Annotated in this window: 18 protein-coding genes; 3 read left to right on the forward strand and 15 right to left on the reverse strand. The window is 47.9% G+C overall.

Annotated elements, in window-relative coordinates; translation table 11 throughout:
* Positions 1-224: 224 nt before the first annotated feature.
* Positions 225-1,205, forward strand: a complete 981-nt coding sequence (locus ACSTTG_RS11820) for a LysR family transcriptional regulator (protein WP_438456928.1) — start codon at positions 225-227, stop codon at positions 1,203-1,205.
* Here the strand turns inward: ACSTTG_RS11820 and ACSTTG_RS11825 are convergent.
* The 3 genes from ACSTTG_RS11825 to ACSTTG_RS11835 are packed head-to-tail and all read right to left on the reverse strand — an operon-like array spanning position 1,194 to position 3,678.
* Positions 1,194-2,585 carry a vWA domain-containing protein gene (locus ACSTTG_RS11825; protein ID WP_438456927.1) on the reverse strand — a complete coding sequence of 464 codons (1,392 nt, stop codon included), beginning with the start codon at positions 2,583-2,585 and terminating at the stop codon, positions 1,194-1,196. The two genes, ACSTTG_RS11820 and ACSTTG_RS11825, sit on opposite strands and share 12 nt — an antisense overlap.
* A 10-nt stretch (positions 2,586-2,595) precedes the next feature.
* The gene (locus tag ACSTTG_RS11830) at positions 2,596-3,135 is read right to left on the reverse strand and encodes a TadE/TadG family type IV pilus assembly protein (RefSeq protein WP_438456926.1); all 540 of its coding nucleotides are present in this window, start codon (positions 3,133-3,135) and stop codon (positions 2,596-2,598) included.
* Between the two features lie 12 nt (positions 3,136-3,147).
* Positions 3,148-3,678 (reverse strand): TadE/TadG family type IV pilus assembly protein, encoded by a 531-nt coding sequence (locus ACSTTG_RS11835; protein ID WP_438474948.1) that lies wholly within the window; start codon positions 3,676-3,678, stop codon positions 3,148-3,150.
* Between the two features lie 546 nt (positions 3,679-4,224).
* Between ACSTTG_RS11835 and ACSTTG_RS11840 the strand changes: the two genes are divergently transcribed.
* Positions 4,225-5,190: a manganese-dependent inorganic pyrophosphatase gene (locus ACSTTG_RS11840; protein ID WP_438457586.1), complete on the forward strand. Its 966-nt coding sequence runs from the start codon at positions 4,225-4,227 to the stop codon at positions 5,188-5,190.
* 150 nt (positions 5,191-5,340) lie between these two features.
* Here ACSTTG_RS11840 and ACSTTG_RS11845 read toward each other — a convergent pair whose 3' ends face one another.
* The 8 genes from ACSTTG_RS11845 to ACSTTG_RS11880 form a co-directional block, all read right to left on the reverse strand.
* Positions 5,341-5,748: a GNAT family N-acetyltransferase gene (locus tag ACSTTG_RS11845; RefSeq protein ID WP_438474949.1), complete on the reverse strand. Its 408-nt coding sequence runs from the start codon at positions 5,746-5,748 to the stop codon at positions 5,341-5,343.
* A 246-nt stretch (positions 5,749-5,994) separates the two neighbouring features.
* Positions 5,995-7,587, reverse strand: a complete 1,593-nt coding sequence (gene ahpF, locus ACSTTG_RS11850; RefSeq protein WP_438474950.1) for an alkyl hydroperoxide reductase subunit F — start codon at positions 7,585-7,587, stop codon at positions 5,995-5,997.
* A gap of 188 nt (positions 7,588-7,775) precedes the next feature.
* Positions 7,776-8,333 carry an alkyl hydroperoxide reductase subunit C gene (ahpC, locus tag ACSTTG_RS11855; protein ID WP_438456922.1) on the reverse strand — a complete coding sequence of 186 codons (558 nt, stop codon included), beginning with the start codon at positions 8,331-8,333 and terminating at the stop codon, positions 7,776-7,778.
* A gap of 252 nt (positions 8,334-8,585) precedes the next feature.
* Positions 8,586-9,143 carry an alkyl hydroperoxide reductase subunit C gene (ahpC, locus tag ACSTTG_RS11860; protein WP_438474951.1) on the reverse strand — a complete coding sequence of 186 codons (558 nt, stop codon included), beginning with the start codon at positions 9,141-9,143 and terminating at the stop codon, positions 8,586-8,588.
* A 234-nt stretch (positions 9,144-9,377) separates the two neighbouring features.
* The gene (locus ACSTTG_RS11865; RefSeq protein WP_438456920.1) at positions 9,378-9,581 is read right to left on the reverse strand and encodes a hypothetical protein; all 204 of its coding nucleotides are present in this window, start codon (positions 9,579-9,581) and stop codon (positions 9,378-9,380) included.
* Positions 9,582-9,854: 273 nt separating this feature from the next.
* Positions 9,855-11,384 (reverse strand): SulP family inorganic anion transporter, encoded by a 1,530-nt coding sequence (locus ACSTTG_RS11870; RefSeq protein WP_438456919.1) that lies wholly within the window; start codon positions 11,382-11,384, stop codon positions 9,855-9,857.
* Between the two features lie 188 nt (positions 11,385-11,572).
* Positions 11,573-13,483 carry an amidohydrolase gene (locus tag ACSTTG_RS11875; protein WP_438474952.1) on the reverse strand — a complete coding sequence of 637 codons (1,911 nt, stop codon included), beginning with the start codon at positions 13,481-13,483 and terminating at the stop codon, positions 11,573-11,575.
* A gap of 170 nt (positions 13,484-13,653) precedes the next feature.
* On the reverse strand, positions 13,654-14,520 hold the full coding sequence (locus ACSTTG_RS11880; RefSeq protein WP_438474953.1) for a LysR family transcriptional regulator: 867 nt from the start codon (positions 14,518-14,520) through the stop codon (positions 13,654-13,656).
* 179 nt (positions 14,521-14,699) lie between these two features.
* Between ACSTTG_RS11880 and ACSTTG_RS11885 the strand changes: the two genes are divergently transcribed.
* Positions 14,700-15,194, forward strand: coding sequence for a nuclear transport factor 2 family protein (locus ACSTTG_RS11885; protein WP_438474954.1), 495 nt, complete (start codon positions 14,700-14,702; stop codon positions 15,192-15,194).
* Between the two features lie 55 nt (positions 15,195-15,249).
* On the opposite strand, the gene ACSTTG_RS11890 is transcribed toward ACSTTG_RS11885, so the two are convergent.
* The 4 genes from ACSTTG_RS11890 to ACSTTG_RS11905 all read right to left on the reverse strand — a co-directional run bounded on the left by ACSTTG_RS11890 (position 15,250) and on the right by ACSTTG_RS11905 (position 20,456).
* Entirely contained in the window at positions 15,250-16,125 is an 876-nt protein-coding gene (locus ACSTTG_RS11890; protein WP_438474955.1) for a nuclear transport factor 2 family protein, read from the reverse strand.
* Between the two features lie 653 nt (positions 16,126-16,778).
* The gene (fhuB, locus tag ACSTTG_RS11895; RefSeq protein WP_438475029.1) at positions 16,779-18,743 is read right to left on the reverse strand and encodes a Fe(3+)-hydroxamate ABC transporter permease FhuB; all 1,965 of its coding nucleotides are present in this window, start codon (positions 18,741-18,743) and stop codon (positions 16,779-16,781) included.
* A 19-nt stretch (positions 18,744-18,762) separates the two neighbouring features.
* Positions 18,763-19,686, reverse strand: coding sequence for an iron-siderophore ABC transporter substrate-binding protein (locus ACSTTG_RS11900; protein ID WP_438474956.1), 924 nt, complete (start codon positions 19,684-19,686; stop codon positions 18,763-18,765).
* Positions 19,677-20,456 (reverse strand): ABC transporter ATP-binding protein, encoded by a 780-nt coding sequence (locus ACSTTG_RS11905; protein ID WP_438474957.1) that lies wholly within the window; start codon positions 20,454-20,456, stop codon positions 19,677-19,679. Before ACSTTG_RS11905 ends, ACSTTG_RS11900 begins: the two co-directional genes overlap by 10 nt.
* Positions 20,457-20,528: the final 72 nt, after the last annotated feature.

Below are 20,528 nucleotides of genomic sequence, written 5' to 3' on the forward strand. Positions count from 1 at the left end.
CTCTGTCAGGAATTATGCGGATGGCGGACCTGGATAAACAGTCCCTAAACTGGCATCTCATTAGTGCCTTACTGGCATCAATAACACTCAGATCTTGTTCTAAACTTTCGCTAGGCGCCTTATGCCGCGATTGCTGGACAAAAATATCCGTTGATACCGCACATTTGTGCATCAATGGCACGAAATCTATTGTGGTGCTGTTGCAAATCATGCGAGGAGGAAGGATGGATCTGACGGGAAGACTACTGCTGCTGCTTGACGTGGTTGAGCGGGGCTCTTATGCAAAAGCCGCTGAGCTGCGCGAGATTGACCGCTCTGTCGTATCTAAGCAAATTACTCGGCTTGAGCAGGAGCTGGGCGTGCGGCTACTTAACCGAACGACACGTAATTTTGCCCTGACTGAGGCGGGTAGCGAAGTGGTTATTCGAGCACAGAAGCTGCGTGCGACCTTAACTGAAACGGTCGAGGCGGCCAAGCGCTTTCACCAGCGCCCAAAAGGCATGTTGAAAATCGCGACTATGTCAGCAATGGCGCGCAATTTTCTCCGCCCAGTGATACTTGATTTTCAAGACAAGTATCCAGAGGTTTTGATCGAGCTGCGAGTGGAAAACCGTATGGTGGATATCATCGGAGAAGGATTTGATATTGCCTTTCGTGCTGGTGAGCTGCATGACTCTTCCCTAATCGCCCGCTCAATTGCCCGCACCCGACAACTTTTAGTCGCAGCGCCCAGCTTTTTATCCCGCTATGGCGCACCTCAATCACTCGAAGCACTCAGCTCGCTTCCAGCCGGTGGTTACGTGGTAGATAGTTATCGAGAGACTCATTTGAAATATCTTGATAGCCACTCTCAAGAACAAGAGTTGCCGCTGAATATTACCTACTATACCAGTGATATCGAGCTGCTAATGCAACATGCCCTCGACGGGCAAGGCTTTGCTCTAGTACCTGCATTTTTGATCCGCGATGAGGTCGCCACTGGTCGCTTGATGCCGATCATGACTCACCTTGCTCTCCCTGATTTTCGAGATATATCCGCCGTCTACCCACACCGAAACCTCCCACAGCGTACTCGGCTATTTCTTGATGCTGTGATCAATCATATCGGTGAGGGCGCTCCCATCTGGGAGCGTAACATACCTGGTTTTGATTCAATGTACGGCTATCCAAAGAGCAAACATCTCGTCAAAAAATCAGAGTGTTAGTCGAATAATAACGTCCAGCATTTTATCGAAACAGGGTCCGATTGCTCTTTCATCGATCGCATGGCAATAAACACCTTCTAATTGGCTTGCTCGGTAATCGCTAGCAAGATTGGGATCATCGAGAATTCGTGGATCATTTGCCATCCGTAACAACAAGTCTTCGCCAATTTCATTATCAGGCCCCGCAGTTCCGGTTAATGAAGAGCCTAGACCTAGCGTAAAGACATAGATCCCCTCTTGTCTCGCAGCTTCCGCCATATCTTCAACAAGGTTACGTGACACCCGATTGACACGATCATAGAGATCCGAGGCATCGTGGCTTCGACGACGGTACTGGGTAACAGGACGATTCGAGTGATCAGGGTTCAGGACTCTAAATTCATTATCATCTGAGTCATGAGCGTTATAGTAGGTAGGCAAGCTGGCAAGGCGTGAACTGATATTACTGCCTTGGTCTGCCGTTCCAGATAGGTCAGAGTTCACGGATCTATGGTTCCACAGTCCCCATGGCGTACCAGAGCTGCTATCTCCTGAAATTATTGAGCCTGTATAGTTGGTGCGGGTGCGAGTGAAATCGAAGTTAGAAGAAAAGGTGTTTGGGGCGCCATCGGTAAAGAACACGATCACCTTGAGACTGGCCGGGTCATTGATGTTACGCAGCGCATCAAGCGCGCGATATATCCCTTCAGATGAGTTGGTAAACTGCGGGTCGGATCTGGATCCAAATTGAAAGCCGTCGATAGCAGAATTCAAGCTACTTCTACTATGTCCTCGTGTCGAGCTGAAAGAAACCGGAACCTCAGCACCAAAAGCGAATTTCACCAATGCTACTCGGTCGAAGTTTTCATTGAAGTTACCAATAAATTCTTTAGAGCGCGTAATAACGTCCTGCGTGACATCACCCACAGAGCCATATCGCAAAGAGGTCGTGTTATCAACCACTAGGACAAGGTCCACGGGACGCCTAATTGTTTGTGCCTCGGCAGCCACAGGAAGGGTTGACACCCCAATCATACCAAGGAACATCGTATCCATATCTACCGAAGCGTTGACATCGATGGAGATATTACCGGATTCGTCATAGGCAAACGCCAAGTTGGGTGTTGTCGTGCTTGCACCGTGATAATCTTGGGGCAAATTAGCAGCAAATAACTTATTCGCCGAAACACGAGCAGCACTCTCTCCCTCTGACACGGATCGCGCTGCCGCGATGGCCGCAGCATCGACGGCAGTGAACAGTTTTGCCTGAACCAAAAACGCTCGGCCTGTATCAATGGTAAACCCAACAACAAGCACCAAAAATGGAGCAGCAATGACGCCAAGTACAGCAACTAAACCTTTGGCTTTTTTTAAGCTCCGAAAACGTGTTTTAAAATTCATTTTTATTTCCTTATAAAAATGTAATATCAGAAATGATAAAACTGCTGTCGTAGAAGTAGTTTGTCAGCGGAGCGTAGCGATAATGTATTTCAACGGCGTAGATCGTCTCGTTTGCATCGAGACTAATACCAAGGTTATTAAGTGATGGGCTGGTATTTGGCATGTTGCACATACCGTCTGTCCACGCTCGGCATAAAGACCAAACTTCACTTGTTTTATCAATGCCTGACTGGCTCCAGCGGTGCTGCTCAATAACCAACGGATCACTACCCTGCTGGCCAGTAATTTGAGTGATGTATATTATTGCGTCATTTTCTAGTTCAAGAGGGCCAGAGGTTGTCGCTACGATAGACATGATTTCGTCTGGGGTCATAGTGGTTGTCCTAGACACCAAGTTTGCTCCCTCGCGCGCGATCCCTACTAGTACGTTGTTGGTATACAGCAATTGCGAAAGCTCAATGATACCACCAATAAGTAATATCAAAATGGGCGTAAAAAGCACCATTTCTACGGCCGCAAAGCCGCTATGCTTTCTTAAGTTGTTTTTCACAGCAGACTCCTTTTATTCGAAGGCTTCGTTTCGCATTGCACTGCTCACGGTGAAGGTGTATTTGCCATCATCCAAAAACAGATGTGTAAATGGACTTATCGAAGTCCACTCGCAATCTAGATGAATGGCAATGATGTCTCCACCCTGACCAAAACCGGTGACAGGGTTGCCATCAAGGTCTTCAACGCGGACATCGTCGATCTCCATGAGACGTTCAAGATACCCATGTGATGCTTCATTGACCTTGGCCAGTATCGCCGCTTCTCGTACGCCATTACCGTCCGGGTCGAGATCTGATCGACCCGTGATGGCGTAACGGGTTCCTTCACGAACGGCATTTTGCATCGTCAGTTTGACGTAACCAAAAACAGACAAATCGACGATGATAAAAAATAGCAAGAAGAAAAACGAAGCGACCACTGACATTTCGACTATTGCTAGACCCGACTGTTTCTTGCGGGATTGGTAAACCCCATTAATACTAGGTCTTTTAACTGCCTTAATTTTTCTGTCCATATCCTTGGCACCTTGATTGATAAGCATGTTGCTCGCCAGCCCACCTATAAATCCATGCTTTCAATATTAGACTTCATTGTTTCTAGTACTTGTCTTAGTAATAATAATTATGGGTTATTTAACTTTATTATTAAGCATTTAACGGCTGATATCTAAAAGCCCCAAACAACAAGATAATTAATTATATCAGAAATTTAGATACCCAATCCTAGATCAAATAGGGACAATAGTGGCCACCATTAGATATGGTTATGGAAAAAGAGCAGGTATCATAAAAGGGACACAGCATTGTTTCCTAATTGGGAAAATAAGGAAACGCCACTGATATCGATTACACTAAAACAATTGCAACTCAAATAGGACAAGAGAATAGTTTAGACGATGATGAAGGGCTGTTCAGACGCCCCCTAAACAGCCATTATATCAATAATAAAACTGCAATTACTGTAATATTTGTTTAATAAACAGTGCCTACCATAACGTTCAGTATCCAACGAGCAATCCCACAAGGAAGACCCAGTGAAAAAAGCTGCCCTTTTTGTTACCTCTTTTTCTCTACTTGCAGCACCTGCAATGGCATTTGACCTTGGCAACCCAAGCCTAAATAACACCGAAAACCTAGTTTGGACCGGTCATATCAGCCCTGATACTGACACAGTAACGTCTGCAATTATCGCAGCGCACCTCTACGGCGGAGAAGCCGTTGTCCCTGAGTCAATGAATCCAGAAAGCACCTTTGCTCTTGAGTATTGTAATTACGCACAGCCAAGAGTGCTTGAGGATTTTTCTGGCAAGCAAGTGGGCCTAGTTGACTTTAACCAAAAAACTCAGCTGCAAAAAACCATTGATGAAGCGAGCATCGTGGCGATCGTTGATCACCACGCTATCGGTGGTAGTCCGGTGAATATGAGCCAAATTGCCACTATTGATATTCGTCCATGGGGCTCAGCGGCGACGATTCTTGCTGATCGCGCTGCGCAAATGAACGTTGAGCTGCCAAAAGAGATCGCATGTACTACACTAGCGGGCATTCTTTCTGACACTGTGGTGCTTGAGTCTTCTACCACCACCAGCTATGACCACCAATATGCTAAGTCACTAGCCAAAACAGCGGGCATCGCAGACATCAATGATTTCGGTGAGAAAATGCTGATTGCTAAATCGGACCTTAGCCACATGAGTGCAGCAACGATCCTAACCATGGATTACAAAAACTTTGAGTTTGCAGGTAAGAAAGTCGGTATCGGCGTGGCGGAAACCATCACGGCTGAGCAGTTGATTGCAAGAAAAGCCGAATTTATCGAAGCTATGCAAGCGCATAAAAAAGCACAGCAGCTCGACCACCTATTTTTCTCGGTAACCGATACCAAGAACGGTGAAGCGAACCTTATCTGGATTGACGCGACTGACTCAAAGGTAGCCAACCAAGCATTTGGTTCTGAGCAAGCAGAGCAATGGCTGAACCTACCTGGTGTAACATCTCGTAAACGCCAGATTGCGCCAGCGATTCAAACGGCTGTTGAGAAAATTAATCTTTAATTTTCATTAGCAAATGATTGAAAAGGCTCGAATATAGTTTCGAGCCTTTTTTCTAATGCGCAACAAAGAGTGTCAATACATCAACCTAATCGCAAACCTCTAGCCGAAAAGGTATCGATCCACACAATGCCTAGTCACACTCTCATGGTCTTATTTGAGGTGAACGGACATTTTAAAATACGCTGTGCCAGACTTGTAAAACTCATCGCCAAAGCGCTTCATCCCAAACCGCTCATAGAATGCAATAGCAGTCGAGCGCGCATCACACCACAGCAGGTCGATATTGCTGCCTTTAAGCTCCGCTATGATGTGGGCAATGAGGTTTGACCCGAACCCACAGCCTTGCTGGGAAGTCAGGGTTGCAAACTTTCTCAATCTTGCTTGATTGTTGTGGATAAAAATCGAAGCGACAGACACTAGGTTCCCGTCAACAAACACGCCGTAATGAATGGCATTTTCGTCACCTTCAACACGACTAAACTCTGGAGCCTTATTTGGCCACAATACTCGATGTCGGATCGGCAGCGCTTGTTGCCAATCTATCTGTTTTATATCCATGTTTCTCCGCTTTGATGGGCGCTCGACTATAAAGCTTATTGATACATTAAAGTAACTGCCTAGCCCTAGCAAGCGCGCTTGCTTTATACACCAGTATCATCCTCACCCGATAGCAACTAAAGCCAAGCTCGAGCGTCACTCAGCTTTAGTAGGCTACAAAAATGCTGAGCCCACCAATTAAGGTGGGCTCAGACAAGTTTGGCGAAATTTCTCACTGCAGAGTGAGAAACTCACTCAATTGGTAACTTACGCGACCTCAACATCTTTTACTGGAGCTGGATTACGAATCAAGAAATCAAAGGCACCTAGGCTCGCTTTCGCTCCCTCGCCCATCGCAATAATAATTTGCTTGTAAGGCACGGTAGTCACGTCACCTGCGGCGAATACGCCTTTCATGCTAGTTGCGCCGTGCGCATCCACTTCAATCTCACCGCGCGATGAAAGTGCAACTTTACTGTCTTTCAACCACTCGCTGTTTGGCACCAAACCGATTTGAACAAAGATACCGGCCAGGTCAATTTGCTTGATTTCGTCGGTATTGCGATCTTTATATTCAAGCCCAGTTACGCGAGTGCCGTCACCGAGCACCTCTGTAGTCTGCGCCATGGTGATGATCTCGATATTTGGTGTGCTGTTGGCTTTGTCGATAAGTACTTGGTCAGCGCGCAGCGTGTCAGCAAACTCAAGCACAGTCACATGCTCAACAATACCAGCAAGGTCAATGGCTGCTTCAATGCCTGAGTTACCACCACCAATCACGGCAGTGCGCTTACCTTTGAACAGTGGACCATCACAGTGTGGGCAGTAGGCAACCCCTTTGTTGCGATACTCTTGCTCACCAGGCACATTCATCTCACGCCAGCGAGCACCGGTACTAGTGATAACTGAGCGTGCTTTGAGCACAGCACCACTTTCTAGAACCACGTGGGTATAACCATCGTTGGTCTCTTCAGCGTCAATGATGTTGGCAGCGCGCTGCTCGGTGATAACCTCAACACCGTACTCTTTAACGTGCTCTTCAAGGCTAGCCACCAGCTTCGGCCCTGTGGTTGTCTTAACCGAAATGAAGTTTTCAATCGCCATGGTATCCATTACCTGGCCGCCAAAGCGCTCGGCGACCACACCGGTGCGAATGCCTTTACGTGCAGCATAAATAGCCGCCGATGAGCCAGCTGGGCCACCACCCACAACAAGAACGTCAAATGGCGCTGTTTCGTTAAGCTGATTGGCTTTCTTCTCCGCCGCGCCCGTATCGACCTTATTAAGAATCTCGTTAAGCGACATACGACCCTGACCAAATAGCTGACCATTAATAAAGACGCTCGGCACTGCCATGATATCGCGCTGTTTCACCTCGTCTTGGAATACCGCACCATCAATCATGGTCACGTTAACCAGCGGATTGATCGCTGCCATCATGTTGAAGGCTTGAACTACCTCAGGGCAGTTTTGACACGATAGTGAAATGAAGATTTCAACATCAAGTGGCGTGTTAAGCGCTGCGATTTGCTTGATCGTCTCAACGTCCAGTTTGATTGGGTGGCCACCAGTATGCAGCAGGGCAAGTACTAGCGAGGTAAACTCATGGCCCATTGGCAAGCCAGCAAAGCCAATCGCAGTGCCTTTTTCTGGGTTAACCACACGCATTACCGGCTTGCGCTCACTCGCTGCATCATCTCGAACCACATCGATTTTGCTGCTTAGCGAAGCAATGTCGTCAGCAAGCGACTGGAGCTTGCCGGCTGTGCCGCTGTCATCGAGGCTGAGAACCAATTGCACTTGGTTTTTTACATTGTCTAAATACGCTTTTAGCTGCTGCTTCATTGCTTGATCTAACATACTGATACCTAATCTTGAGACTGCCTAACATCAGAAGGAATTTAAAAGGGAAAACAAAAATGGGCCCTTTTGATGTTTGTGTTTTTTATTTGGGGTGCACGCCCTAGCTTTGATTGTCGATGGGGGAACAATACAACTAGGGCGCGCGATATTACTGCGATAATTCGCCTAAACGTGTTCTAGCAAGCTTAGATTTTGCCAACTAGGTCCAGAGAAGGAGCAAGAGTCTCTTCACCTTCTTTCCATTTTGCTGGGCAAACTTCACCTGGGTTAGCTGCAACGTACTGAGCTGCTTTCACCTTGCGCATCAGGTCTTCTGCGTCACGGCCGATGCCTTCTGCAGTGATTTCCATTGCTTGGATAACACCTTCTGGGTCAACAAGGAAAGTGGCACGGTCTGCAAGGCCTTGGCCTTCGCGCATAACACCGAAGTTGTTAGTGATTGTGCCAGTTTGGTCGCCAACCATGTAGTAGTTGATCTTACCGATGGTGTCTGAGCTGTCATGCCATGCTTTGTGAGTGAAGTGAGTATCAGTTGATACTGAGTACACCTCAACGCCGCGCTCTTGAAGCTCTGCATAGTGGTCAGCAAGGTCACCAAGCTCAGTTGGACATACAAAAGTAAAGTCTGCTGGGTAGAAGAAGAACACTGCCCATTTGCCTTTTACGTCTTGCTCTGTGATTTCAACAAAATCACCGTTTTTGAATGCCGTTGCTGAGAATGGTTTGATAGTCGTATTGATCATAATAGTTACTCGCTAATTCTTTGTTTTTGTTTGTTTTGGCACTCTCCTGTGCCGATGAAGATATAGTGCAATACCGGGGCTGAATTTTACATTCGTCCTTTCCTATCTATTTGATAGGAAAATCCTATTGAAGATTGAGCAGACATAAAAAAACCTCTTTCATTAGAAAGAGGTTTGCAAAAATAGGTGGTTGCACGCCCTAAGTTAAGGAGGACCTTAGAACATGCAACCCAAGCTTGAATTCAGGTTATCTTAGATCTTACCAACAAGGTCTAGAGAAGGAGCCAGTGTCTCTTCGCCTTCTTTCCATTTAGCAGGGCAAACTTCACCTGGGTTAGCCGCAACGTACTGAGCCGCTTTCACTTTGCGCATCAGATCTTCTGCATCACGCCCAATGCCTTCTGCAGTGATTTCCATCGCTTGGATAACGCCTTCTGGGTCAATTAGGAATGTTGCACGGTCTGCAAGGCCTTGACCTTCGCGCATAACGCCGAAGTTGTTGGTGATGGTGCCAGTTTGGTCACCAACCATGTAGTAGTTGATCTTACCGATGGTGTCTGAGCTATCGTGCCATGCTTTGTGAGTGAAGTGAGTATCAGTTGATACCGAGTACACCTCAACGCCGCGCTCTTGAAGCTCTGCATAATGGTCAGCAAGGTCGCCAAGCTCAGTTGGACATACGAAAGTAAAGTCTGCTGGGTAGAAGAAGAACACTGCCCATTTACCTTTTACATCTTGCTCAGTGATTTCTACAAAATCACCGTTTTTAAATGCCGTCGCTAAAAATGGTTTGATAGTCGTATTGATCATTATCTTACTCTCTTTTGAAGTTCTTATTGTCTATTGAGGCGCTCTCCTGCGCCGATGGAGGTATAGTGCAATAACAGAGTTCGATTGAACATTCGTCTTTGCCTATCTATTTGATAGGAAAATCCTATTGAAAAAGAAATACCAAAAAGAGAGGAATAAGCCAGCGCGCTATCGCCGTAAATATATCCAACTGGCCTTAAGGTGCAGTTTCAGCGAGGTTTGCTTGGGTATACACTAGCTCACTTCTTTAATACTGATATTCGACGTGCTGGTATCAACCAATAAGCTCCACTGTTTATCGAACGCCTCCACCAGAACGGCATATTGATTAGGAAACCCTTTCAGCGGTGCTGATTTCAGGTTGTCGATATAAGCGGCAGGCAGAGAGTATTGACGCTCCATGTAACGCTTTACTTCGATAAAATGTGTGCTCTTCATTGTCGATGACTTCCCTAATATCCTTATAGCTTCCCCGCATGCTATGACTATTTAAGCTGGGGATAGAGAGGGTAACCTAAGTCTATGAATATTTTATGTACCCACTCATTGCACTGTCACCCATGCCTTCAACCAAGCCAGTTTGAGCTGACGAGTATCAAGGTTGGTTAACTTATATTGAGATGAAAAAAACGCAGACACCAAAACAGTATCTGCGTTTTTTGTACCTAGGAACCTAGGTACCGATTCGCTCTGGGGGTTGCCCTATCCCCATCAAGCGGAGGCTGAAGCTTCCGCAACTTGAACCTGAACTAGGTCACCCGCACGCTCTAGGCGAGCCTGACATTCATCAGTCAGCCCGAGCAGATATAGGCTTTTGCCTTGCGCCTTAAAGTTGCCACTTAGCTTATGGATCGCTTCCAGAGCAGAATGATCAGCTAGGCGTGCGCGGCTAAGGTCGAGACTGACTTGCTCAGGCGCTGCTTTGATATCAAACAAGCTGTGAAAATGAGTCACTGAGGCAAAAAATAGCACGCCCTCTAGGCGATATGCCGTACCCGTATTGTCTGTGCTCTCACTCAAGGTTAGGCGAGTTGCTTGATCCCAGGCAAAACGCAGCGCAGAGACCAACACGCCAACAAACACTGCCAGCGCAAGGTCAGTGAACACAGTCACCACGGTTACCAGCACAATCACAAACACATCCGCGCGAGGGACTTTGCGGATCATGCGCAAGCTTGCCCATTCAAAGGTGCCAAGCACCACCATAAACATCACCCCAACCAACGCTGCCAGTGGGATCATCTCAATCAGGTGTGAGCCAAACAAGATAAAGCCAAGGATGGATAGCGCACACGTCGCGCCTGATAGGCGTGAACGCCCCCCTGAGTTTAGGTTGATGATGCTCTGGCCAATCATGGCACAGCCGCCCATGCCGCCAAAACAGCCAGAAACAATATTAGCCGCGCCTTGTGCGACACACTCACGGTTTGGTTGTCCCTGAGTTTCGGTGATTTCATCGACAAGGTTGAGGGTAAGCAAAGATTCCAGCAGTCCCACCGCCGCCAAGATCAGCGCATAAGGGAAGATAATGCCAAGAGTCTCTAGATTGAATGGCACCATTGGTACGCTAAAGCTTGGCAAAGTGCCGTCAAGCGTAGCGGCAGGGTTACCTGACATGCTGCGAACAAAATCAATCACGGTTGCCGTTTGCAGATCTAGCCCATGAACTAGGCCGGTCACCACCAAAATCGCCACCAATGAGGCAGGAATGGTACGGCTAAAGCGCGGCAGAAAATGAATAATGGCCATGGCCAGCCCCACTAGGCCAAGCATCAGTAGCATCGGAGTGCCTGAAAGCCAGTGCCACTGCCCGTCTTCTAGTGTCTGGAACTGCTGCAGTTGAGCCAAGAAGATCACGATTGCCAAACCATTAACAAAGCCAAGCATTACAGGATAAGGCACCAGCGCAATAAAGCGGCCAAAGCGAAGCAGGCCAAACGCCAATTGCATCAGCCCCATCAATACAACGGCAGCAAATAAGTATTCCACACCATGCTGGACCACCAGCGCGGTCACCACAACGGCCAAGGCACCAGCGCCTCCCGAGACCATACCTGGGCGACCACCAAAGATGGCGGCAATAAAGCCAACAATAAAGGCCGCATAAAGACCAACCATAGGATCCACGGCGGCAACAAAGGTAAAGGCAACGACCTCTGGCACCATAGCCAGAGACACCGTCAGGCCGGCGAACAGGTCAGCGCGAGCCGACGCGTTGGGGTTACTGCGTAATTCAAACATGGATGCGAAAGACTCCGGGTCAAAAAAGTTACGCAATGTAACAGCCCATTGCTCAAATGTAAAATAAAGGGACGGGGCAGGGGGCGAGGAGCGAGTCACACTTCGTTCCGGGTAGCGAGTGATATGCAGTGCTCATTAGAGCACCTATACCTCTCTTTCCTTTGTCCGTGCACCTCGCGCCTCTGCGCTTACATTTCGCCAAGTATTTCCGAGTACATCTTTGCGGCTTCGCAGCTGTCTCCAGTACCACGCATGCTATCGACACGAGAGAGAATAGCGAGGGTATTCTGGCCCTCCTGACTCATGACCAACCCTTGAGAGGCTTTCTCAGTTTCAATCACCTGACCATTGAACACTGTGGCAACCACATCGATGTCCTTGATTGCCTCTGGGTTCGTTTTCTCGATGGTATAAGGGTGTTGTCCGAGGACGGTAAAGTTAGCGTGCTTACCTAAATCAATACTGCCAACTTGGTGCTCTATCCGAGCGGCATACGCGGCATCAATCGTGATAGCGCGCATCGACTCTTCCATCGTCATCTTCTCGGCTTCTCCCAGTACCTTACCCGACAGGCCAGTTCTGTTAACCGCTGTCCAGGCCAGCGCTAGAGGACGACCAGGCGCCATTGGCGCATCGGAGTGGAAAGAGAGTTTGGCTCCCGCATCAAGGAAGGAGCGACCTCGGGCCGTATACTGGGCACGTTCCGGGCCAATACCATCTAAACTATACTGCTCACCCAATACGTGGAGGTAGAATGGGTTAACCGAAAAGTTGGCACCCAAATCCGTTGCGCGTTGAATATCCTCAGGATCGGTATACGCAAGGTGGTGAAAACTCGTGCGGTGGTCTTGACGGGCTTTTTCTTCGTTGAGCTTCTGCATAATATCCACCGCTACTTCTAGACCGTAGTCACCGTTGGCATGCACGGTAATTGTATAGTCGTTATGCCAATACGGGCGCATACTGTTTTCTAGATCCTCTGGGTACTGGATCCATGCCCCGTCGTGACCATCGGTATAACCATCCTTCATCATCATAAGCTGGGCATAAGCCGCACCGTCGGCAAAGAGTTTAACTTGCCCTGGCAACCAACGGACATATTCGCCATTGAGCAATGGATCATTGACTCGTGCCTCCACAGCTTCAAACGCCCCTTGTGCATCGCCATCCATATGATCGTAGAACGTATTGCCCGCAGGAATCATGAAGTAGTCAAACATCGGCTTCTGCTCCATGATATCGATCATACCAGCGGCCATATCATCGGACAGCATCATACCGGGATCTACTACAGTCGTGACCCCGCCCGCTTGCAGGTATTCATTTGCACGTGTTATGCCTTGGGCAAATTTTTCCGGCGTCGCAATTTGCGAAAGCAACAATGGTGCGGCAGCATATAATCCTGTCTCGTAGGCATGACCACGTTCGTAATCCATGTAGTTGAAGTGATTCGCATCACCTTGCCAGTCTTCAGCTTTGACATTGAGCATTTCGAATGCCGCTGTATTAAAGAACAACTCATGAACAGAACGCTGCCATACAATGATTGGGCGCTCTGTGCTGATCTCATCGAGCATTGAACGATCAAGCTCACCGTGGAAATATCGATGCCATCCCCATGTCACCAGAGGCTCGCCCTCAGGTAAGCTCGCCTCTAGCTCTTTAAGGCGCGCCAAGTAAGCCTCTTGGCCTACCACACCCTTAACATCGCCCCAAGGGAGATCCCAATCTGCAGGAGTAATTAAATGAGTGTTCGCGACCAAAGCAAACAGCCAAATGTGGGCATGCGGCTCAATCAGGCCTGGAGTCAACACTTTATCAGCAAACGAGGTGTCATGAGTAAAGCCATCGGTATTCGAGTACTTAGCTAGCAGTTGCTCCTGCTGCCCTACCGCAAGGATCTTCCCGTCTTGTACCGCAACGGCGTTGGCAGTGTCGATGGCTTCAGACATTGTAATAACGTCTGCCGCGCTAAATAGTGTGATCGGTGAACCTGTTGACTCGGCAAATAACGAGGTTTTTTGGGGTGAAGTACATGCTGACAGCGTAGCGATAGCAGAAGCGATGGCGGTGTACTTTAGCATGGATGAAAGCGACATAAGTATGGCTCCAAGTTTTCATCAGTGGTCTAATTTGACCATGATTGTATGCACTTCGAGACAAAACTCTTAATCGTAACTCCATCCTTTTCGGGGGATTTACCCCCGCAAAGACATTTTATTCGTATCGCTTTTACATATAATAAATAACTGATGAGATGCCTATCACATTAAGTCTCAAGTAGCGATTTTAGGTTTTCAATTAACCATCGTTTGGCTTGGCCAAACTTTTTCCGATGATGCCAAACCACAATACGTCGCATATTGATCGCATCCGTGGTATCTAGATCGATAGGTTGATAGTTTGGGCTGTCGGGGGAAATCGCCTTCAAAGGGAAAATTCCCCACCCTGGTCTTTTAGCAATAATTTCTAGTGCAGCCTCCGGTGAAAAGGTATTTTGAATATGCTCGAACCGATCAAAACGAACGATTTTCTCTGCATCAGGATAAGTCACTAGTGGCATTGTACGAAGGTCAGAGTGATGGACAATAGTCACTGTCTCTGCTTGGCGATGAACAATACTCACCATGGTGATGTTATCAACGTGGCGCAGGTGATAGTCCTCAGGTAAATCACGATTTTGAAATAACCGTAACACGACATCTATCGCCCCACTCTCTAAATGGGCATCCAGTTGATCGGTTGGGTGGCGTTGCCAGTGAATGGTTAACCCCGGGAACTTCAATGCCATGGCGCGATCAATACTGGCAAGCTCTTCAAAGCCAGTAAAATTATCAATACCAACCGTCAAAGATGACTCTATATCGGATGTGAGGTTCTGACTAAATTGACAAAACGATTGATACCCCTGCAACAAGGTTCGAGCGCGGGTATAGAGAGACTCTCCTTCAGGGGTAAGGGTAATATTACGACCATTGCGCTCAAACAGCTGCACATCCAAATCAATTTCCAGATTGGCAATCGCCTGGCCAACGGAGCTGCGGTCTCGACCGAGCTTGCGCCCTGCCGCGGTAAACGACCCTGTTTCCACTACAGTGATAAAATAATGGATGTGTTCAATATTGGGTGAGGTCATCGTTCTGTGCGTGTCCTTGACTCGAAAGAGATATAAATGGGCTCAATGCTGGCCGATTATAACCATAAGTGGTGACAAAGGGGGTGACTTTGACTGTCAATGCGACGTGCTCCATCAAGCTGCTTGTTCTTGACTATACTCTTGTGGCTAATTGATACCCAGAACAAGGATATACCCCAATGACATTGACACGCTCTCTTGGGCTACTCGCCCTTATGTTTACCCTTCATCTCCCCAACGCCCTCGCTGATGGGCATGAGATGCAATCCAAACAAACGCTCGAGGTCGCGGAAGCCTTTCTAATCGCCGCAGGCACCGGTGATATGGAGACACTTAATAGCCTGATGGCTGATGACTTTGTTTGGCATAACGAGGGCGACAGTGATATTCCCTGGATCGGCAATTGGGAGTCTAAAGACACGGTGCTTAACGAATTTATGCCACTGTTTGGTGCTGGTCTAAGCGTGACCAGTTGGACAACCGATTTTAGTTTTGCCAATGGCAATCAAGCTGCTTTTATGGGCACGATGAGCGCGATTGTCAACGAGTCGGGTGTGGATACTGGCACCTTTAGCTGGGCGGTGCGGGTGCATGTGGAGGACGGTAAGGTGAAAAGCTGGAACTGGTTTGAAGACAGCTACGCCGTATCTAAGGCTTATCACAGTGAGAAATAACACAGACTGTGTAATTGAATGAGAATAAGATCACAGCGATCTTATTCTCATTCACCTACCACTTGCCGTTGCTATTGCGCCACTCAGACTGAGGCGGGATCACTTGAATCACGTCCCAATGCTCAACGACCAAGCCTGCTTCTAGGCGAAATATATCAAAATAGGCATAAGTGTTTTGCGTATCCTCTCCAGTGATGTCTGGACCCTCAGACATAACCAAGGCAAAGTTGCCCGAGGCATAGATAAACTCTGTACTGGTATAGAACGGCATATCCGTCATACCTTCCAATTCCATCAAGAAGCTACCATCTGCGCCCGAATCCACACTATGCTGCACGTAGTTTTCCAAATCAAAATAACGTCTGACATTGGTCCAATTACCACCAAGAAACAACTCATGAACCAGCTCTGTCACGATATGACGGTTATAACCCGTAAGTGCTATATCGGTCGGTGGTGTTGAAGCGCCGTCGGTTTGACTGGTGCCATCACCGTCCTCTGCAAGGTCTGTGATATTATCCCAGTGTTCGATGATCAACCCCTGACTGTTAAAGCGAAATACATCGATGATCACTTGAGCAAAGCCATGGTTCCAGCTGCCATCATAAACACTGTGCAACACCACGATATCACCGTCGGCAAAACTGCGGGCAATATCGACGGTGATCCCCACTGGGATACCTGTAATGATCTGATACAGCGGTGCCTTACCATCAGGAACGCTAAGATTATGCTGGACGTAATCCTCGCTAACAAACCTCAGTGCCGACTGGTTTCCCGTTTGAATAGCCTCGAGCAAAGCGTGCGCGCGAGCAAGGTTACGCGCTTCATGGTTAGCGACATCTGAATCCCAACCTATAACCAACAGCAGCAAGGGCAGTCCAACTAGCCGCTGAGCTAATCTGCGCCAGCAAAATGGAAGATACACCATGCACTACGTCTCCAGCGTGAAAACTGTATCGATAGTGAACCTTTTTGCGCGCTGAGTCTGTCTTATTAATGAGAAGAATTACGGGAAACCTTTGTCACCTATTTTTAGTGGATTTCTACCTCTTTATTTTGGGATCGAAAACCATTTCCGGTAGTTTTTTAGTTTAATAATAATTTTGGTGATAACAGTCAATTTACAATCTGTCATCATTTAGCATTTTAAATAGGTAAGCTAATGATTTTATTAATACAATGCTTAAGAATAAGCATCAAATCGAACCGAAAGAGCGCAAATTCAGCTTAGTAGATACTCTACTTGTAGATTGGATTGTCACTATGAGGTAGGCAAAGCGCGAGCTATATCGAATATCAAACAAAATTATATAAAGCAAATTGCATAATGTAGATTACTTGTTAATACTTTGTTTACTCGAAAGGTAGACATATGATTCAACTAAGCCTGATTTGTATGTAGTTCGAGTATAGACCTAGCAACTGACGTTTTTGAGCCTTGTTTAGCTCACATAATATCGTGCCAACCACCCGTTTGTGGTTGGCTTTTTGTTTTTTGATCTAGACCGAAACGACACCCAGGTGCAGACGAAGTGTCAACTTCAACTAAATCGGGCAACTACCGACAGGTCGAGACAATCTTTATCGATATTTGCTCGTGAGCATTAGCAGTAAGAAGTAACCACTACCAAGAATCGCAACTAAGGTTCCCGCCGCAATTTGTCCCGGAAAAATCACCACTTGTCCCAACCAATCAGCCCATAGCATTAAGCTGCAGCCAATCAAGCTCGCAACCACCACCTGTGGCTGAAACGTTCGCGCCCCTAGCATGAGTGCCATATGAGGAGAGACAAGCCCGACAAAGGCAACCGGGCCCATCGTTGCTGTAGACACAGCGCACAAGAGCGCCACCAAGCAAAGCGCAACCTGATTGACGAGCCGAGCATTTAGCCCTCGAGCCACTGAAAAATCACGACCAATGGAGATGAGAGTGAACCAGCGCGAGAGCAACAAACTGATCATCGCAAGTATTACCACAACTGTCGCCAGCGCAAGCGCTTGGTCTGCGGTCGTACGATAGGTAGAGCCAGTTAGCCAGAGCAGTGTTTTGTAACTATCACCTGATCCTTTCGCAAGCGCAAATTGCACCAATGACTCAAGCAAAGCCGATAATGCGATACCTATGAGAACAAAGTTGGACGGAACGAACTGGCGTTTTCTGGTCAAAAACAGTAACACTGCAAGAACGGCGATGCTGCCGCTAAACGCAATCCCCCAACCAAAAGAGGCCATTGCAGTGCCTGAAATAATCCCACTAATGATTAAAGCGAAGGTCGCTCCAGACGAAACCCCCAGAATATCCGGACTTGCCAACGGATTATAAACAATTCGCTGTAACAACGTACCCGCAATCGCTAACGCAACGCCGACAGAAACCGCCGTTAATGCCCGAGGCCATCTCAGTTGCCACTGGTATTGGTTCGGGGCAGCAAGCACCCAGCCCTGTGAATCTAGACTGAGATAGAAATAACAACCAAGGCCCAAAAGCAAAGCGCCAACTAAGAGCAAGAAAATATTTCGTCCCGTTGACGAGCGCCCTACCATCGACAGATTAATCTGATCTTGAGCTGTGACCTGACGACGAGCAAACCAGATCAAGGCCGGTGCACCAATAGCTGCTGCGGTCACACCACTAGGTACAATATCCTCAAGCCACAGGCTCAAGCCGAGAGATAAACTATCTGTTGCGATGAGCAACAAGCTTCCCAATAGCGCACTCAAAAGCAGCTCTTGTCGCGGCGTCCTCGCACCACTAGCACGCGCTATATTAGGCGTGAGAAGGCCAATAAAGCTAATAATACCAACAGTGGTGATTGACACGGAGACCAACCATACCCCTATCACCATTAACGTAGCAAAGGCCGGTAACACTGGTAATCCACGCGCGGCAGCGCCATCTTGACCCAGCTTAAGAATAGAGAGGATACGCGGGGCAAAAAAGACCAGTAGCAATGCAATCCAAGTACGGGGTAGCAACCAGTGGAACTGCCCCCAGCCCTGTTGGGTGAGATCCCCTGCCCCCCACATAAATACATTCTGCGCAAACTCGTTGTTTAACAGCACCAAAGCTGTGGCAATCGAGCCTAGCATTATATTCACCACCATCCCTGATACGACCAATGGCAAACCGGTCATATTGCGCACACCCGCGATCATGACCACGATCAGGAAGGCGACACTAGCACCTATCATCGCGGCGAATGCCGAATAATTGGCTACCCAGTCGACAAACCAAATATTCATTATCACTAAGGCTAACCATGCACCAGCAGAAGTGCCGAGCGTCAGAGGTGACGTTAGATTATTTTGGGTAAGCTGCTGCATCAAGCTCCCCACCAACCCAAGCATGGCACCAATTAGCAGGGCCATACACAGACGGGGCAACTGTGCATAGAGGTAGAAGATGTCCGCAAATGTCTCAGCGTGGCCAGGCTCACGGAGCAAACGCCACTGCTCGAGCAGATTCAAATGGGTGTCCAGCTGGATATGCAAGATACCTAATATCAGGATAGCAAGCACTATTAAGGTGTAGCTGGCTGGTTTTATAGATGTTATACGGGTCACTCTACTCTATCTCCATCAGGCTATCGGTGATGGCCTGCGCCATATAGATCAGAGAGTATGCTCCGCCATAATTCCATACAGGTTCAATGCCATTAAATCGATGTTCTTGAACAAAAGGCATCGCCTGCCATAGGCGGGAGCTTGCTAGATTCGGCTCATCAGGGAATGGGCGAAAATACATAACATAGCCCTGTTCTATGTGTTGCAGCGGGTTAATCCGCTGCTGTTTGACGCCCCAGGCCTGTGGCGCCACCTTGATGGGGTTATTAAATCCAAGCTTACGCACAACATATTGAGTGGTAGAGTTCTCAGAATAGAAAAACACAGAATTTAAAGTTGAAAAACGCATAACCACCAAATCGGTATTCTCTGCATAGCGGGTCGCTAACTGCGTTCTTAATCTAGAAAACTCCGCTTCAATCTCATCGATAATTTGCTCGGCCTGTTCATTTTTTCCCAGTAACTGACCAATAACTTTCAGATTATCCATCGCTCTCTGCGCAGAGTCGTACTCCAGTTCAAAATTGGGCAGATACACCACAGGAGCAATAGACTCTAGAACATCAAGCAAATCTTCTTGCGGTGTTGCGGCTAAGATGACATCAGGCTTGAGACTTGCAATCTTTTCGAGATTCGGCTCTGCGCGCGAGCCGATCTCCTCTATAGAGTCAGGGGCGCTCGGTTTCACCACCCACTGACGGTAACTGTTCAACTCTGGTGCCGCAAGTGGCGTCTCTCCAAGAACCAGAACTTGTTCAAGAAGGTCCCAGTTGAGTACGACAACCCGCTGCGGTAGTGCTGAAAAATATTGCTCTCCCCGAGCGTCCTCAATCACTATTCCCGCAGTGCTATTTGCCATCACACCGGCGCTGAAAATAGTCGACAATGCCAACAGGGTGAAAAGGTTCAAGGCAATTACTCGCATACCACTGCGACCTTATGCTGACTGAGGTGCGGCTCAGGGTGTGGGATCAATTTGATTGGGGTGTGATACAACTTCGACAACTGCACCTCATCATGTAAGACATCAACATGGCCAGAAAAGGCGATTTCCCCCTGCTTAAGCGCGACAATGTGAGTCGCATAGCGCAGGGCGAGATTTAGGTCATGCAAGATAACAATAATGCCAACATTTTCACTCTTATTGAGCTCAGAGAGCAGCGCCAGTAACTGGAACTGGTGGTGAACATCAAGCGCGGATGTTGGCTCGTCCAAGATCAGAATCGGCGACTGCTGTGCCAGTAGCATTGAAACCCAAGCGCGTTGTCGCTCCCCCCCTGACAGATCATCAGCCAGTGCATGTGCAAAACCATCGACTCCGGTGCGCGCCATGGCTGCCTCTATGATCTCACTATCTTGTTTTTTCCAACGCCCAAAGGCGCCGCGCCAGGGGAAACGCCCCAACTTTACCAGCTCACGCACGGTTAAACCTGCTGAGGTCGGCAATTTTTGCGGTAAAAACGCCACCTGTTTGGCTAGCGACTTTGTGTCGTATTGGGTCACCGCTTTGTCAAACAGGCTAACGTGACCACTATCCGGTCCTTGCTGACCAGACAGTAAGCTGACCAGAGTCGATTTTCCTGAACCATTATGGCCCAGTACCACGGTGAGTTCGTTGGTTGGGATGGTCAAGTCATCAATACTGAGAATGGTGCGACCACCACGAATCATCTTAACGTTGGAGAGTTGATACATAGAGATGTGCTATTGGGTTAGTTGATGGTACTTAGCGAAAAAAACAGCCCCTCAAGGAGGGGCTGTTAGATT

Origin of the sequence: Vibrio glycogenivorans (genome assembly GCF_051660965.1) — a bacterium.
Classification (GTDB): Bacteria; Pseudomonadota; Gammaproteobacteria; order Enterobacterales; family Vibrionaceae; genus Vibrio.